14 protein-coding genes are annotated in these 14,559 nt (G+C 69.5%); 7 read left to right on the forward strand and 7 right to left on the reverse strand.

The window, feature by feature from the left end:
* Nucleotides 1-391 (forward strand): cold-shock protein (locus tag E4O86_RS23850; RefSeq protein ID WP_281351640.1); only part of this gene is annotated, 391 nt, incomplete at its 5' end.
* Between the two features lie 117 nt (nucleotides 392-508).
* On the opposite strand, the gene E4O86_RS19240 is transcribed toward E4O86_RS23850, so the two are convergent.
* Entirely contained in the window at nucleotides 509-1,711 is a 1,203-nt protein-coding gene (locus E4O86_RS19240; RefSeq protein ID WP_161142174.1) for a pyridoxal phosphate-dependent aminotransferase, read from the reverse strand.
* A gap of 125 nt (nucleotides 1,712-1,836) precedes the next feature.
* Between E4O86_RS19240 and E4O86_RS19245 the strand changes: the two genes are divergently transcribed.
* The 3 genes from E4O86_RS19245 to E4O86_RS19255 all read left to right on the forward strand — a co-directional run bounded on the left by E4O86_RS19245 (nucleotide 1,837) and on the right by E4O86_RS19255 (nucleotide 4,574).
* Complete coding sequence (locus E4O86_RS19245) at nucleotides 1,837-3,156, forward strand: NAD(P)H-dependent oxidoreductase (RefSeq protein WP_161142175.1); 1,320 nt, start codon at nucleotides 1,837-1,839, stop codon at nucleotides 3,154-3,156.
* On the forward strand, nucleotides 3,150-3,764 hold the full coding sequence (locus E4O86_RS19250; RefSeq protein ID WP_161142176.1) for a glutathione S-transferase family protein: 615 nt from the start codon (nucleotides 3,150-3,152) through the stop codon (nucleotides 3,762-3,764). The genes E4O86_RS19245 and E4O86_RS19250 overlap by 7 nt, the downstream gene beginning before the upstream one ends.
* 555 nt (nucleotides 3,765-4,319) lie before the next feature.
* Nucleotides 4,320-4,574, forward strand: a complete 255-nt coding sequence (locus E4O86_RS19255) for a hypothetical protein (protein WP_161142177.1) — start codon at nucleotides 4,320-4,322, stop codon at nucleotides 4,572-4,574.
* Between the two features lie 61 nt (nucleotides 4,575-4,635).
* Here E4O86_RS19255 and E4O86_RS19260 read toward each other — a convergent pair whose 3' ends face one another.
* The 3 genes from E4O86_RS19260 to carB form a co-directional block, all read right to left on the reverse strand.
* Nucleotides 4,636-5,280, reverse strand: a complete 645-nt coding sequence (locus tag E4O86_RS19260) for a glutathione S-transferase family protein (protein WP_161142178.1) — start codon at nucleotides 5,278-5,280, stop codon at nucleotides 4,636-4,638.
* A gap of 20 nt (nucleotides 5,281-5,300) precedes the next feature.
* Nucleotides 5,301-5,774, reverse strand: coding sequence for a transcription elongation factor GreA (gene greA / locus E4O86_RS19265; protein ID WP_161142179.1), 474 nt, complete (start codon nucleotides 5,772-5,774; stop codon nucleotides 5,301-5,303).
* Nucleotides 5,775-5,855: 81 nt separating this feature from the next.
* Complete coding sequence (carB, locus tag E4O86_RS19270) at nucleotides 5,856-9,107, reverse strand: carbamoyl-phosphate synthase large subunit (protein ID WP_161142180.1); 3,252 nt, start codon at nucleotides 9,105-9,107, stop codon at nucleotides 5,856-5,858.
* 280 nt (nucleotides 9,108-9,387) lie between these two features.
* Here carB and E4O86_RS19275 point away from each other — a divergent pair, with 280 nt between their 5' ends.
* The 3 genes from E4O86_RS19275 (at nucleotide 9,388) to E4O86_RS19285 (ending at nucleotide 11,475) form a co-directional block, all read left to right on the forward strand.
* Nucleotides 9,388-9,945: a DUF1003 domain-containing protein gene (locus E4O86_RS19275; protein WP_161142181.1), complete on the forward strand. Its 558-nt coding sequence runs from the start codon at nucleotides 9,388-9,390 to the stop codon at nucleotides 9,943-9,945.
* 100 nt (nucleotides 9,946-10,045) lie between these two features.
* Nucleotides 10,046-10,966: a KPN_02809 family neutral zinc metallopeptidase gene (gene ypfJ, locus E4O86_RS19280; RefSeq protein ID WP_161142182.1), complete on the forward strand. Its 921-nt coding sequence runs from the start codon at nucleotides 10,046-10,048 to the stop codon at nucleotides 10,964-10,966.
* A gap of 8 nt (nucleotides 10,967-10,974) precedes the next feature.
* Nucleotides 10,975-11,475 carry a DUF2937 family protein gene (locus E4O86_RS19285; protein ID WP_161142183.1) on the forward strand — a complete coding sequence of 167 codons (501 nt, stop codon included), beginning with the start codon at nucleotides 10,975-10,977 and terminating at the stop codon, nucleotides 11,473-11,475.
* Between the two features lie 38 nt (nucleotides 11,476-11,513).
* Here E4O86_RS19285 and E4O86_RS19290 read toward each other — a convergent pair whose 3' ends face one another.
* The 3 genes from E4O86_RS19290 to E4O86_RS19300 form a co-directional block, all read right to left on the reverse strand.
* Complete coding sequence (locus tag E4O86_RS19290) at nucleotides 11,514-11,804, reverse strand: HlyU family transcriptional regulator (protein ID WP_161142184.1); 291 nt, start codon at nucleotides 11,802-11,804, stop codon at nucleotides 11,514-11,516.
* The gene (gene rpoD, locus E4O86_RS19295; RefSeq protein ID WP_161142185.1) at nucleotides 11,804-13,783 is read right to left on the reverse strand and encodes an RNA polymerase sigma factor RpoD; all 1,980 of its coding nucleotides are present in this window, start codon (nucleotides 13,781-13,783) and stop codon (nucleotides 11,804-11,806) included. Before rpoD ends, E4O86_RS19290 begins: the two co-directional genes overlap by 1 nt.
* A gap of 171 nt (nucleotides 13,784-13,954) precedes the next feature.
* A partial coding sequence (locus E4O86_RS19300) for a hypothetical protein (RefSeq protein ID WP_205520977.1) occupies nucleotides 13,955-14,559 on the reverse strand: 605 nt, incomplete at its 5' end.

Here is a 14,559-nt window from a genome sequence, read left to right on the forward strand (position 1 = left end):
CGGCTACCGTGGTGGCGGCGACCGCGAAGGCGGTGGCGGCGGCTATCGCGGCGGTGGCGGCGGCGGATATCGCAGCGGCGGTGGCGGCGGCTTCGGCGGCGGTGGTGGCGGAGGCTACGGCGGTGGCGGCGGTGGCCGCTCCTTCCAGGACCGCAGCGAGGCGCCGCGCGGCCCCCGGCAGACGGGAACGCTGAAGTTCTTCAACGCCGATCGCGGCTTCGGCTTCATCACGCCGGACGGCGGCGGCAAGGACGTCTTCGTCCATATCTCCGCGATGGAGCGCTCGGGTCTGCCCCAGGTTGCGGAGGGCGCGAAGCTCTCTTTCGAGACTCAGGACGACCGGCGGGGCCGCGGGCCCCAGGCCGTCAACCTGCAGGTCGCCGAAGAATAGACCGGCGCGTATCGGAATCGGAAACGGCGGGGCAGGACCCCGCCGTTTTCATTTGCATTCCGGTGTCGCGGATCGGCGCGCTTTGGTGAGAGGCGGCGCGCCGGACCCGGAGCCCGCTCAGGAGAGCGCGTTGCAGAAGCGCTGGATGCGCGCGCAGGATTCCTCCAGCACCTCCGTCGAGGTCGCATAGGAGATCCGGAAATTCGGGCCAAGCCCGAATGCGGCGCCGTGGACGACCGCGACCGCTTCGGCCTCGAGAAGCTCCGTCACGAAGTCCTCGTCGTTCGCGATCGTGCGGCCGGACGGGGCGCGCTTGCCGATCGTGCCGGCGCAGGACGGGTAGACGTAGAACGCGCCCTCCGGAAGCGGGCAGTCGAGGCCGCTCGCCTGGTTCAGCATCGACACCACCAGGTCGCGCCGCTCCTGGAACGCCTTGCGGCTGAACGCGACGAAATCCTGCGGCCCGGTGAGCGCCTCCACCGCGGCCCATTGCGCGATCGTGCAGGCGCCGGAGGTCTGCTGGCCCTGGATCATGGTCATCGCCTTGATGAGGACGTCCGGACCGGCGGCATAGCCGATCCGCCAGCCGGTCATCGCATAGGTCTTGGAGACGCCGTTCATGGTGAGCGTGCGGTCGTAGAGGCGCGGCTCGACCTCGGCGATCGTCGCGAACGGCTCGTCGGTGTAGAGCAGGTGCTCGTACATGTCGTCCGTGAGGATCCAGACCTGCGGATGCCTGAGCAGGACGTCGGCGAGCGCGCGCAGCTGCTCGGCCGAGTAGGCGGCGCCCGACGGGTTGGACGGCGCGTTGAAGATGAGCCACTTCGTCTTCGGCGTGATGGCGGCCTCGAGCGCCTCCGGGGTCAGCCGGAAGCCGGTCTCGATGGGGCATTCGACCGACCGCGCCTCGCCCCGGTTGAGCGCCACCATCTCCGGGTAGCTCACCCAGTAGGGCGCCGGGATCAGCACCTCGTCGCCGGGATTGAGCGTCGCGGCGAAGGCGTTGTAGAGGATCTGCTTGCCGCCGGTGCCGACGATCACCTGCTCCGGCCGGTAGTCGAGATTGTTCTCCTTGCGGAACTTGGCGGCGATCGCCTCGCGCAGCGGCACGATGCCCGGAACGGGCGGATACTTGGTCTCGCCGCGCCTGATCGCGTCGATCGCGGCCTGCTTGATGTTGTCCGGCGTGTCGAAGTCCGGCTCGCCGGCGCTGAGGTCCATCACCTTGCGCCCGGTCGCCCGGATGTCGCGCGCCTTCTGCGTCACGGCGAGCGTGGCGGAAGGCTTGACCCGCGAAAGATGGGCGGCAAGAAAACTCATCGGGAGACTCCGGAAGGCTCGTTTAGCAGGGTGAGCGGCGGCGGACCCTAGTTCCGACGCCACCCAGGCGCAAGGGTGCAGGCGCAAGGGCGCAGGCGCTCCGGTGCCGGCGGGAGGAGGCGCACATGAATCTGTGGTCGCTCGCGGCGCGGCGGCTCGAGACGCGCGGGCCGATCGGCGTGGCGCTGGTCGGCGCCGGCAAGTTCGCATCGATGTTCCTGGCGCAGCTGCCCGCGACGCCGGCGATCCGGATCGCCGCGATCGCCGACCTCGATCCGGCCCGCGCCCGGGCGCGGCTCCGCGAAATCGGTTGGGACGACGCGCGGATCGGCGCGGTGACCGTCACCGACGATGCGGCAGCGGCGATCGCCGCCGAGGGCGTCGAGATCGTCGTCGAGGCGACCGGCGATCCGGTCGCCGGCATCCGCCACGCGCTCGCCGCGATCGACGAGGGCCGCCATCTCGTCATGGTGAACGTCGAGGCGGACGCGCTCGCCGGTCCCGCGCTCGCCAGGCGGGCGGCTGCCGCCGGGCTCGTCTATTCGCTCGCCTATGGCGACCAGCCGGCGCTCGTCGCCGAGCAGGTCGACTGGGCGCGCGCCTGCGGCTTCGCGATCGTGGCGGCCGGCAAGGGCACCAAATATCTGCCGGCCTACCACGCCTCGACGCCCGACACGGTCTGGACCCATTACGGGCTGACCGCCGCGGAGGCGCGTGCCGCCGGCATGAACAGCCAGATGTTCAACTCGTTCCTCGACGGCACGAAGTCCGCGATCGAGATGGCCGCGGTCGCGAATGCCTGCGATCTCGCGGTTCCCGCTTCAGGGCTCGCCTTCCCGCCCTGCGGCGTCGACGACCTGCCGCATCTGATGCGGCCGAAGGCGGCGGGCGGATCGCTCGAGGCGGCCGGGACGGTCGAGGTCGTGTCCTCGCTCGAGCGGGACGGCCGCCCGGTCTTCCGCGACCTCCGCTGGGGCGTCTACACGGTGTTCGAGGCGCCGAACGACTATGCCGCCGCCTGCTTCCGCCAGTACGGGCTGAGGACCGACGACAGCGGCCGCTATGCGGCGATGTACCGGCCCTACCATCTGATCGGCCTCGAACTCGGGGTTTCGGTCCTCTCCGTCGCGCTCCGCGGCGAGCCGACCGGCTCTCCGCGCCTCTTCCGCGGCGACGTCACGGCGGTCGCGAAGCGGAACCTCGCTGCCGGCGAGCGGCTCGACGGCGAGGGCGGCTTCACGGTCTGGGGCCGCCTCGCGCCGGCGGAGGCGAGCGCCGCCGCCTCCGCGCTGCCGATCGGCCTCGCGAAGGACGTGCGGCTCGTCCGCGACGTCGCGGCGGGAAGCGTCGTCACGCTCGCCGACGTGGAACCCGTGCTCGACCCGCAGGCGCTGGCGATCCGGCGGGAGGCGCTCGCGCAAATCGCGGAGGCCGCTTCATGCTGACCCTTTTTTCGCAGCAGGATTCCGGCAATTGCTACAAGGTGCGCCTGCTCCTCGCTCATCTCGGGCACCCGTTCCGGATCGTCGACGTCGACGCGAATTCGGGCGTGACGCGGCAGGCGCCGTTTCTCGGCCTCAACCCGATCGGCAAGGTGCCGCTCCTCGCGTTCGACGACGGACGGTATCTCGCCGAATCCGGCGCGATCCTCCTTCACCTCGCGGAGGGGACGGCGCTCCTGCCCGGGGATCCGTTCGACCGCGCCAAGGCCTATGAATGGATGTTCTTCGAGCAGTACAGCCACGAGCCGGCGGTCGCGGTCCGGCGCTCGCTCCTGACCTATCCGGAGCGCGCCGGGGAGGCGACGCCGGAACGGCTCCGCGAGCTCCTCGAAGACGGCCGCCATGCGCTCGCGGTGATGGAGCGGCGGCTCCGGGAGGCGGACTGGCTCGCCGGCGACCGCTTCAGCGTGGCCGATATCGCCCTCTACGCCTACACCCACATGGCGGGCGAGGGCGGCTTCGTCCTCTCCGACTATCCGGGCGTGACGCGGTGGGTCGAACGGGTGGCGGGCCTGCCGGGGCATGTCGGGATCGGCTGGCGCCCGGATTGAGGCGGGCAGGCGCAGGGAGCATCGGCCTCCCCGTCGTGATCGCCGCCCCCTCCTTCGTCATCGCCCTCTCTCTCCGTCGTCATCGCCCCCCGGGGGCATCCTCCCCGTCGGCGCACCCCGAGGCATCCTCCCCGTCGTCATCGCCCTCTCTCTCCGTCGTCATCGCCGGACTTGATCCGGCGATCCAGGGCGAGCCCCCGGAGCCCGGCCGGGGAGCCTGGCCGCGCCCCCCCCGGGGGCATCCTCCCCGTCCGCGCACCCCCGGGGCATCCCTCTCGGGGCATCCTTTCCGTCGTCACCGCCGCCCCCTCCGTCGTCATCGCCGGACTTGATCCGGCGATCCACAGAACGGCCCAAGCGGACCGGGCGCCGCCGGATGCCCGGGTCGCGAGCCCGGGCAGGACGACAGGGCAAGCGGCGGGGCCTTGGAGCGGAACGAGCGGCAGGGTGCCGGAGCGGGACGGCGGCAGGCGCCGGAACAAGGCAGGTCGGCGGCCAGGGAGCCGATGCCGCGTCCCGCGCGTTCCATCCCCGGATCGAACGCAGGAGCTTTCGATGTCGACCCGATTTCGGATTGCGATGCTGATCTACGGGATGGTGAACGCGGTTCTCTTCGGCGCCGGGGTGATCGCGGTGCTGTCGGTGCCGGCCTGGGCGGAGGCCTGGAAGTACCTCATCCCGGCGGTCATCGTGGCGAGCCTGGTCCTGGCCGCACCGATCGCCTGGGTGATGGCGCCGTGGCTTCGCGCCCGCTACTGGCGGCCACGGGCGGAAGAGGAGACGGCGGGCGCCGGCAGCTACGCGGGCTGAGCCCGGCCGGCGGCGCTGCGGTCCGGCACGCCGCTGCGCCGGACCCGCCGCATGCGCGGGTTCAGACCGCGAGCGCGGCCGGCATGGGGATGGCGCCCACGTTCTTGGGCACCTGGTAGCCCTTCTGCACGGCCGGGCGTTCGACGATCCTCAGGTACCAGTCCCGCACCCGCGGAAACCGCCCGAGCTCGATGCCCTGCCATTCGAAGCGGGCGGCCCACGGCCAGATCGCCATGTCGGCGATCGAATAGTCGCCGGCGACGTAGTCGCGGCCGGTGAGCCGCGTGTCGAGCACCTGGTAGAGCCGCACGGCCTCCTTGGCGTAGCGCTCCTCCGCATAGGGCGCCTTGCCGCGGTTGTAGTGGAGGAAATGGTGCGTCTGTCCGAGCATCGGACCGAACCCGCCCATCTGCCACATCAGCCATTCCATGACCTGCCAGCGCAGCGCCGGGTCGGCCGGCATGAAGCGGCCGGTCTTCTCCGCCAGGTAGAGCAGGATCGCGCCCGATTCCATCAGGCTGATCCCGGTGTCGCGGTCGACGATCGCCGGGATCTTGTTGTTCGGCGAGATCGCCAGGAATTCCGGGCGGAACTGCTCCTCGTTGCCGATGTCGACCGGATGGACCTCGTACGGGAGCTCCATCTCCTCAAGCGCGATGGAGACCTTGCGGCCGTTCGGCGTGGTCCAGGTATAGAGATCGATCATGGTCCGGGCGCTGCCTCCGGTCAGGCGAAGCTGACGTTGACGATCTCGTAGGAGCGGGCCCCGCCCGGCGCGGCCACTTCCACCGTGTCTCCCTTCGCCTTGCCGATGAGCGCGCGCGCGATCGGGGACGAGATGGAGATCCGGCCGGCCTTCACGTCGGCCTCGACGTCGCCGACGATGCGGTACACCTTCTCCTCCTCGGTGTCCTCGTCGAGGAGGGTGACCTTGGCGCCGAACTTGACCGTGTCGCCGGAGAGCTTCGAGACGTCGATGACCTCTGCGCGGGAGAGCTTGTCCTCGATCTCCGCGATCCGGCCCTCGTTCAGGCTCTGCTGCTCCTTGGCAGCGTGATATTCCGCGTTCTCCGAGAGATCGCCATGCGAGCGCGCTTCCGAGATCGCCTGGATGATGCGCGGACGTTCCTCTGCCGTGAGCCGCTTCAGCTCGGCCTCGAGCTGGGCGTAGCCGTTGGCGGTCATCGGAACCTTTTCCATTCTCAACCTCCAGACCCGCACGCGGCGGGCAGACAATAAGAAGGCGCCCCTGCACCTTCATGCGGGGGGCCCGAAGCCTTGTCAGGCCGCCGCGAAGTAGGATTGCAGCGGCTTCACCTCAAGTCTGCCGTTCAACAGCGCCTCGATCCCGAGGGCGGCCGCAACCGCACCGGCCAAGGTCGTGTAGTAGGGGACCTTGTGCAGCAGGGCCGCACGCCTGAGCGAACGGCTGTCGGCGAGAGCCTGCAGGCCTTCCGTGGTGTTGAAGACCAGCTGCACCTCGCCGTTCTTGATAGCATCAACGATATGCGGACGCCCTTCAAGGACCTTGTTGACCTTGTCGCAGGCGATGCCCTGGGCGGCGAGATAGCGCTGCGTGCCTGCCGTCGCGATGATGCGGAAGCCGAGCTGCGCCAGCTTGCGGACCGGCTCCACGATCTTCGGCTTGTCGCCGTCGCGGACCGACACGAAGACGGTGCCGCCGGTCGGCACCTGCGTGCCGGAGCCGAGCTGGCTCTTGGCGAAGGCGATCGGGAAGGACCTGTCGAGCCCCATCACCTCGCCGGTCGAGCGCATTTCCGGGCCGAGGACGGTATCGACGCCGGGGAAGCGCGCGAACGGGAAGACCGCTTCCTTCACCGCGATGTGGTCGAAGCGCGGAGGCTTCAGCCCGAATCCCGCGAGCGGCTCGCCCGCCATGACGCGGGCCGCGATCTTCGCGATCGGCAGGCCGATCGTCTTGGCGACGAAGGGTACCGTGCGCGATGCGCGCGGGTTGACCTCGAGCACGTAGATCTCGCCGTCCTTGACGGCGTACTGGACGTTCATCAGGCCGCCCACGGCGAGGCCCCGCGCCAGGAGCTCGGTCTGCCGCTCGAGCTCCGCGATGATCGCGGGGGAAAGCGAATGCGGCGGCAGCGAGCAGGCCGAATCGCCGGAATGGATGCCGGCCTCCTCGATATGCTCCATGATGCCGCAGACGAAGACGTCCGTGCCGTCCGCGAGCGCGTCGACGTCGACCTCGATCGCGTCGGCGAGATAGCTGTCGATGAGGACGGGCGAGGTGCCGGAGACGACCACGGCGTCCGTCATGTAGCGCTCGAGCTGCGCCGGTTCGCGCACGATCTCCATCGCCCGTCCGCCGAGCACGTAGGAGGGCCGGATGACGACCGGATAGCCGATCCGTTCGGCGATCGCGCGCGCCTCCGCGGCCGAGCGGGCGATGCCGTTGTTCGGCTGGCGCAGCCCGAGCCGCTCGAGAAGCGTCTTGAAGCGGTCGCGATCCTCGGCGAGGTCGATCGCGTCCGGAGACGTGCCGAGGATCGGCACCTGCGCCTCCTGCAGCGCGCCGGCGAGCTTCAGCGGCGTCTGCCCGCCGAACTGCACGATCACGCCGTGCACGGTCCCGTTCGACTGTTCGGTGCGGATGATCTCGAGCACGTCCTCCGCCGTCAGCGGCTCGAAATAGAGCCGGTCGGAGGTGTCGTAATCCGTCGAGACGGTCTCCGGATTGCAGTTCACCATGATCGACTCGTAGCCGGCGTCGGCGAGCGCGAAGGCCGCGTGGCAGCAGCAATAGTCGAACTCGATGCCCTGGCCGATTCGGTTCGGCCCGCCGCCGAGAATGATGATCTTCCTGCGGTCGGAAGGCGCCGCCTCGTCCTGCGGGGTTCCGGTAAAGGGCGCCTCGTAGGTGGAATACATGTAGGCCGTCGGCGACGCGAACTCCGCGGCGCAGGTGTCGACCCGCTTGAAGACCGGGTGGACGCCGAGACGCCCGCGGTGGGCGCGCACGTCCGCTTCGCTCGCCCCCGAGAGCTTCGCGAGCCGCGCGTCGGAGAAGCCCATCGCCTTCAGCTTCCGCATGAGCCCCGGCGTCGGGGGCAGCCCGTGCTCCCGCACGCGCGCCTCCGCTTCCACGATGCCGGCGATCTCCCGGATGAACCAGGGGTCGATATGGCAGGCGCCGTTCACCTCCTCGACGGAGGTGCCGAGGCGGAGCGCCTGCGCCACGGTGAGGAGCCGGTCGGGCCGCGGCGCGGCGAGGGCGGCGCGGATGGCGTTCTTGTCGTCGCCCTGGCCGAGCCCCGCGATCTCGATCTCGTCGACCCCGCTCAGCCCGGTCTCCAGCCCCCGGAGCGCCTTCTGGAGCGATTCCTGGAAGGTGCGGCCCATCGCCATCACCTCGCCGACGGACTTCATCGAGGTGGTGAGCGTCGGCTCCGCCCCGGGGAACTTCTCGAACGCGAAGCGCGGGATCTTGGTGACGACGTAGTCGATCGTCGGCTCGAAGGCGGCGGGGGTGGCGCCGCCGGTGATGTCGTTCTCGAGCTCGTCGAGCGTGTAGCCGATGGCGAGCCTCGCCGCGACCTTGGCGATCGGGAAGCCGGTCGCCTTGGAGGCGAGGGCGGAGGAGCGCGAGACGCGCGGATTCATCTCGATCACGACCATGCGGCCGTCGGCCGGGTTGATGGCGAACTGCACGTTCGAGCCGCCGGTCTCGACCCCGATCTCCCGCAGCACGGCGATCGAGGCGTCGCGCATGCACTGATATTCCTTGTCGGTGAGGGTCAGGGCCGGCGCGACGGTGATGGAATCGCCCGTATGGATGCCCATCGGGTCGATGTTCTCGATCGAGCAGATGATGATGCAATTGTCGTCGCGGTCCCGGACGACCTCCATCTCGTACTCTTTCCAGCCGAGGACGGATTCCTCGATCAGCACCTCGCTCGTGGGCGAGGCGTCGAGCCCGCGCTCGATGATCTCGAGGAACTCCTCGCGGTTATAGGCGATGCCGCCGCCCGTGCCGCCGAGCGTGAAGGAGGGCCGGATGATCGCGGGCAGGCCGATCTGCTCAAGCCCGGCAAGCGCTTCGGGCAGCGAATGGGCGAGGGCCGAGCGCGGGGTGGCGAGCCCGATCTTCGTCATCGCCTCGCGAAACTGCTCGCGGTCTTCCGCCTTGTCGATCACCTCGGCCCGCGCGCCGATCATCTCGACCCCGAACTGCTCCAGCACGCCCATCTTGTTGAGCGACAGCGCGCAATTGAGCGCGGTCTGGCCGCCCATGGTGGGCAGCAGCGCGTCCGGACGCTCCTTCTCGATGATCTGCGCCACGATCTCCGGCGTGATCGGCTCCACATAGGTGGCGTCCGCCATCTCCGGGTCCGTCATGATCGTGGCCGGATTGGAGTTCACAAGGATGATGCGGTAGCCTTCCGCCCGCAGGGCCTTGCAGGCCTGCGTGCCGGAATAATCGAACTCGCAGGCCTGGCCGATGATGATCGGGCCGGCGCCGATGATGAGGATCGAGGAGATGTCGGTGCGTTTCGGCATGAGCGCTCGCGCGTCGGGGCACCCCGGGCGCGGCAGCGCCAGGCCGGATTGCCGTGGAGTAGAATAGGGCTAGGCGCGCCTTATAGGAGAAAACCCCGAAGGTGCAAACCCTGCTCGGAGCCGCCGGAAGAGCGCTTCCGGCCCCGCGTCGACACCATCCGCGCGGCTGCCGTTCCGCGGGAAATGCCGGCGCGGCGCGTGCGCAGCGCGATTGCGACGGCCCCGTCCGGCCGTTCATATCGGTAGGCCACGGTCATTCGTCGAGCGGAGAAACCGGAAGATGACGGACGGAGACGCGATTCGCCTCCTCGCGCAGAGGCTTCTCGACATGGGCGTGAAGGACATCCCCGCGCGGGAGCGCCGCGTCCTCGAGCGGGCGGCGAAGCGGCTCGCCGTCTCCCGCAACGTCAACCGCGAGTTCGATCAGCGCCTCACCTTCGGCGAGCGCCTGGCGGACCGGGTCGCCGCGATCGGCGGATCGTGGCGCTTCATCATCGCGTTCGGCGCGGTCATCGTGGTGTGGGTGATCGTCAATTCGGCGCTGCTGGCGAGGCTCGGCACCGGCTTCGATCCCTATCCGTTCGTCTTCCTGAACCTGCTTCTCTCGCTGCTCGCAGCCGTTCAGGCTCCTGTCATCATGATGTCGCAGAACCGGCAGGCGGCCAAGGATAGGCTTGCTGCGGCGCTCGATTACGAGGTGAACCTCAAGGCCGAGATCGAGATCGCGGCGCTCCACGAGAAGCTCGACCGGATGCGGATGGCGGAGACCGCGGAACGGCTCGAGCGCATCGAGAGAAGCCTGGGCGGGACGGGCGGACCGGCGCGGCGCGGTCCCTAGTTTCGCCGCAGGACGGGGTTTCCGTGGGGCGGCGGCTGAAACCTCGGACCGGTTTGAAGCTTATCTTGCTTGTACGTGCCCGGAGGAGACGGAGGCGAGGATGCGTTGGCAGGGGCGGCGCCAGAGCGGCAACATCGAAGACGTGCGCGGCCGCGGCGGCGGCGGGTTCCGGATCCCGATCGGCTATGGCCGCGGCGGCGGCATGGTGCGGCGCGCGGGCGGCGGCGGCATCGGCATGCTCATCCTGGTGGTGGTCCTGATGCTCGTCTTCGGGGTCAATCCGATGGAGCTCCTCCAGGAGGGCGGCGGCTCGATCTCCGTGCCGGGCGAAACGCGGCAGGCCGGCACGCGGACCGGCGGCGAGGCGGCGGGCGAGGGCAGCGACGAGGCGCGCGCCTTCGTGGCGACGGTGCTCGCCGAGACCGAGGACACCTGGGACGCGATCTTCGCCCAGGCCGGCGCCACCTATCGCGATCCGACGCTCGTGCTGTTCACCGGCCAGGTGCGCTCCGCCTGCGGCTTCGCGGACGCCGCGGTCGGGCCGTTCTACTGCCCGAACGACCAGAAGATCTATCTCGACCTCGCCTTCTACGACGAGCTGCGCAGCCGCTTCCGCGCGCCGGGCGATTTCGCCGAGGCCTACGTGCTCGCCCACGAGGTCGGCCACCACGTCCAGAACCTGATCGGCATCCTGCCCGAGTTCGCCCGCGCCCGGGCGCAGGCGAGCGAGCGGGAGGCGAACGCGATGTCCGTCCTCGTCGAGCTGCAGGCCGACTGCTTCGCCGGCATCTGGGCCAACCGCACCGGCAAGAAGGGCATCCTCGAGGAAGGCGACATCGAGGAGGCCCTCAACGCCGCCTCGCAGATCGGCGACGACATGATCCAGAAGCGCGGCCAGGGCCATGTCGTGCCGGACAGCTTCACCCACGGCTCGTCGGCGCAGCGCGTGCGCTGGTTCCGCCAGGGCTACGAGACGGGCGACCTCGACGCCTGCGACACCCGCACCGCCTCGGCGCGGTAGGGCGGCCGGTGATCAGGCGGGCGGTCGTCCTCGCCGCCGCGCTCGCCGGCGGCCTCGCGACCTCGCAGTTTCCCGAATTCGCGCAGCAGTACCGGCAGCGCCTCGGCGGCGCGCTCGACGAGATCCGCCAGGTCGTCGCCGATCTCGACGCCGATGCCGGCCGCAACCGGCTGACCCGCGAGGAGGCGCTTAGGAGCTACGGCTCGGAGCCGGGCTTCCTGCGCGATCGCGGCCTGACCATGGCGGGCGTCGTGCGCCGCTACGAGACCCTCATGCGCCAGCGCGAGGACATGGAGGCCGTGCCGCCCGCCCTGCGCCCCGTGATCGTGCTGCGCTCGCCCGATGCGCGGGTGGTGGAGGGCGCCTGGGCGGATTTCGAGCCGGCCGTGCCGGTGACCGCGGCGGGCTTCCTGTGGGCGGCGCTCGGCCTTCTCGCCGGCGCGCTTTTCGCCTGGCTGCTGCTGCTCCCGTTCCGGCGGCGCAAGCGGATGCCGGCGGTCGAGCGCTGAAGGACGGCGGCCCGAAGCGTGCCGACCTTCGAAGGGGCTCAGTTCCGGAAGATGCCGTCGCCGATCTGGTCGATCATCTGCCGCGCCTTGCGGATGGCGAAGGACGCCGCCTCGTCCTCCGAATCGAGAATGTCGGCGCGGACGAGATGGTGCTCCTTCGTCTCGCCGTCGATCTCCTTGGTGATGGTGGCGGCCAGGCGGAACTGGCCGCCTTCCGGGATCGGCGTAGCGCGGATCGTGTAGTCGCGGTAGCTCTCCTCCGCCGCGACGCGCGGGGCGGGCGGCTCGCTCGGGCCGCCGCCGCCGAAGAGGCGCCTCAGGAACGACATCAGCTGTCGAGGAAGCTGCGCAGCTTCCGCGAACGGCTCGGATGCTTGAGCTTCCGGAGCGCCTTCGCCTCGATCTGCCGGATGCGCTCGCGGGTGACCGAGAACTGCTGCCCGACCTCCTCGAGCGTATGGTCGGTGTTCATGCCGATGCCGAAGCGCATGCGCAGCACGCGCTCCTCGCGCGGGGTGAGCGAGGCGAGCACCCGCGTCGTCGTCTCCCGGAGGTTCGACTGGATCGCGGCGTCGATCGGCAGGATCGCGTTCTTGTCCTCGATGAAGTCGCCGAGATGGCTGTCCTCCTCGTCGCCGATCGGCGTCTCGAGGCTGATCGGCTCCTTGGCGATCTTCAGCACCTTGCGGACCTTCTCGAGCGGCATCTGCAGCTTCTCGGCAAGCTCCTCCGGCGTCGGCTCGCGGCCGATCTCGTGCAGCATCTGGCGCGAGGTCCGGACGATCTTGTTGATCGTCTCGATCATGTGCACCGGGATGCGGATGGTGCGGGCCTGGTCGGCGATCGAGCGCGTGATCGCCTGCCGGATCCACCACGTGGCGTAGGTCGAGAACTTGTAGCCGCGGCGATACTCGAACTTGTCGACCGCCTTCATCAGGCCGATATTGCCTTCCTGAATGAGATCAAGGAACTGCAGGCCGCGGTTCGTGTACTTCTTCGCGATCGAGATGACGAGCCGGAGGTTCGCCTCGACCATCTCCTTCTTCGCCTGCCGCGCCTCGCGCTCGCCCTTCTGGACCTTGAGCACGATGTCGCGGAACTCCTTGATCTGCAGGCCCGTCGCCGCCGCGAGCTCGTGGATCTCCGACCGGATGGTCTGGATCGTGTCGCGCTCGGCCTGGCAGAAGTCGCGCCAGCCGGGGGAGGTCAGCCGGGCGACCCGGCGCGTCCATTGCGGGTCGAGCTCGTTGCCGCGGTAATGCGCGAGGAATTCCTGCCGGTCGACGCCGTAGCTCTCGCCGAGCCGCATCAGCTTCGCGTCGAACGAGATCAGCCGCTTGTTGATGTCGTAGAGCTGCTCGACGAGCGAATCGATCCGGTTCTGGTTGAGCGAGAGGCTCTTCACGTCCGCGATCACCTCGTCGCGGAGCTTGCGGTAGCGCTTCTCCTCGTTGGGCGAGAGGGTGCGGTTCTGCAGCGCCTCCTGGACCATCTGGTCCTGCAGCTTGCGGAGCCGGCGATAGGCGTCGGCGATCCGGTCGAAGGTCTCCACGACCTTCGGCTTGATCTCCGCCTCCATGGCCGCGAGCGAGACGTTCGATTCGTAATCGTCCTCGTCCTCGCCGTCGCCTTCCTTCTCGGCCATCGGCGGCTGCTCGATCTCGTCGGATTCCGCCGGCTCGACGGTCCGGTCGGCGTCGGGGCCGGAATAGGTCGCCTCGAGGTCGATGATGTCGCGCAGCAGCAGGTCGCCGTTGTTCAGCTCGTCGCGCCAGATGATGATGGCCTGGAAGGTGAGGGGGCTCTCGCAGAGACCCGCGATCATCGCCTCGCGGCCGGCCTCGATGCGCTTCGCGATGGCGATCTCGCCTTCGCGGGAGAGGAGCTCGACCGAGCCCATCTCGCGCAGGTACATCCGCACCGGATCGTCGGTGCGGTCGGTCGGCTCGCGGGTCTTGGTCTTCTTGGCGACCGCGGTGCTGCCCGCCTCGACGAGGTCGCGCGCCTCCTCGTCCTCGCCGTCGTCCTCCGCCGGCTCGGGCTCGGCCTCTTCGGCCTCGTCCGATTCCACCACATTGATGCCCATGTCGGAGAGCATCGACATGGTGTCCTCGATCTGCTCGGAGGTGACCTCCTCGGAAGGCAGGACGGCGTTCAGCTCGTCGACGGTGACGTAGCCGCGCTTCTTCGCCTCCTTGATCATCCGCTTGACGGCGGCGTCGGAGAGATCGAGAAGCGGTCCGTCCTGGCTCGGCGCCTCCGGGGTCTGATCCTTCGTCTCGACGGTGTTCGGTGCGTTCGCTGCCATACGTCTCACGTCTCCGTGGCCGCGCGCGCCGCGGCCCGAATCCACTTGCCACAATTGCGGCCGATTCTGGCGAAAGGCCCTGAAGGGCCGATTAACCACGCCCTGCGCGCTTCCGCCTGCAATCGTCCGTCGGCCCGGCATTCCGGGCTCGCTTCTCGTCTCAGCGCCGGATCACGGCCTCTTGAACGGGTGCACGATGCCGATCTCCCCCGGCTCCTCTTGACTGTCCGGATGGAGATTGCGCACATCCTGCTCCTGGATATCGCGCAGCCGATCGAGATGGAAGTCACTCGTCTCGTGCGCGAGCGCCATAGCAGCTGCTTGACGCTCGATAGATAGAATGGCGGCCCGCTCGCGCAAGTGGGCCGCATCATCCCAGATGAGAGCGGCACGGTCCGGATCGCCTGCCGGTCCGACTTCACCGAGGCCGCTCGCGCGGAGCTTGTCGAGCACGGCGGCGAGCGCGGCGCCGTGCCCCTCGCGCTCGATCCGTTCGCGCAGCGCGCCGAAGCGGGTCTCCGGCGCCTCTCCGAGCGCGGTGGCGAGGGCGCCGGCGAGGGCGTCGAGCTCCGCGGTGCCGAACCTCAGCTCCGCCAGGCGCTCCAGCCGATCCGCCGCAATCTCGGGGTGGCAGACCAGGCCGCCGATGAGCACGGCCTCGCCGATGCTCGGCGCGGCGGCGCGCACGGCCGCCCGCTTCACGAGCCGGTGGGCGAGCAGGCTCGCCGACGGCGCCTCGTCGGCGCCGGTGCCCAAGGGGCCGAACCGGCGCTGGT

Origin of the sequence: Propylenella binzhouense (assembly GCF_009866965.1) — a bacterium.
Lineage (GTDB): Bacteria > Pseudomonadota > Alphaproteobacteria > Rhizobiales > Afifellaceae > Propylenella > Propylenella binzhouense.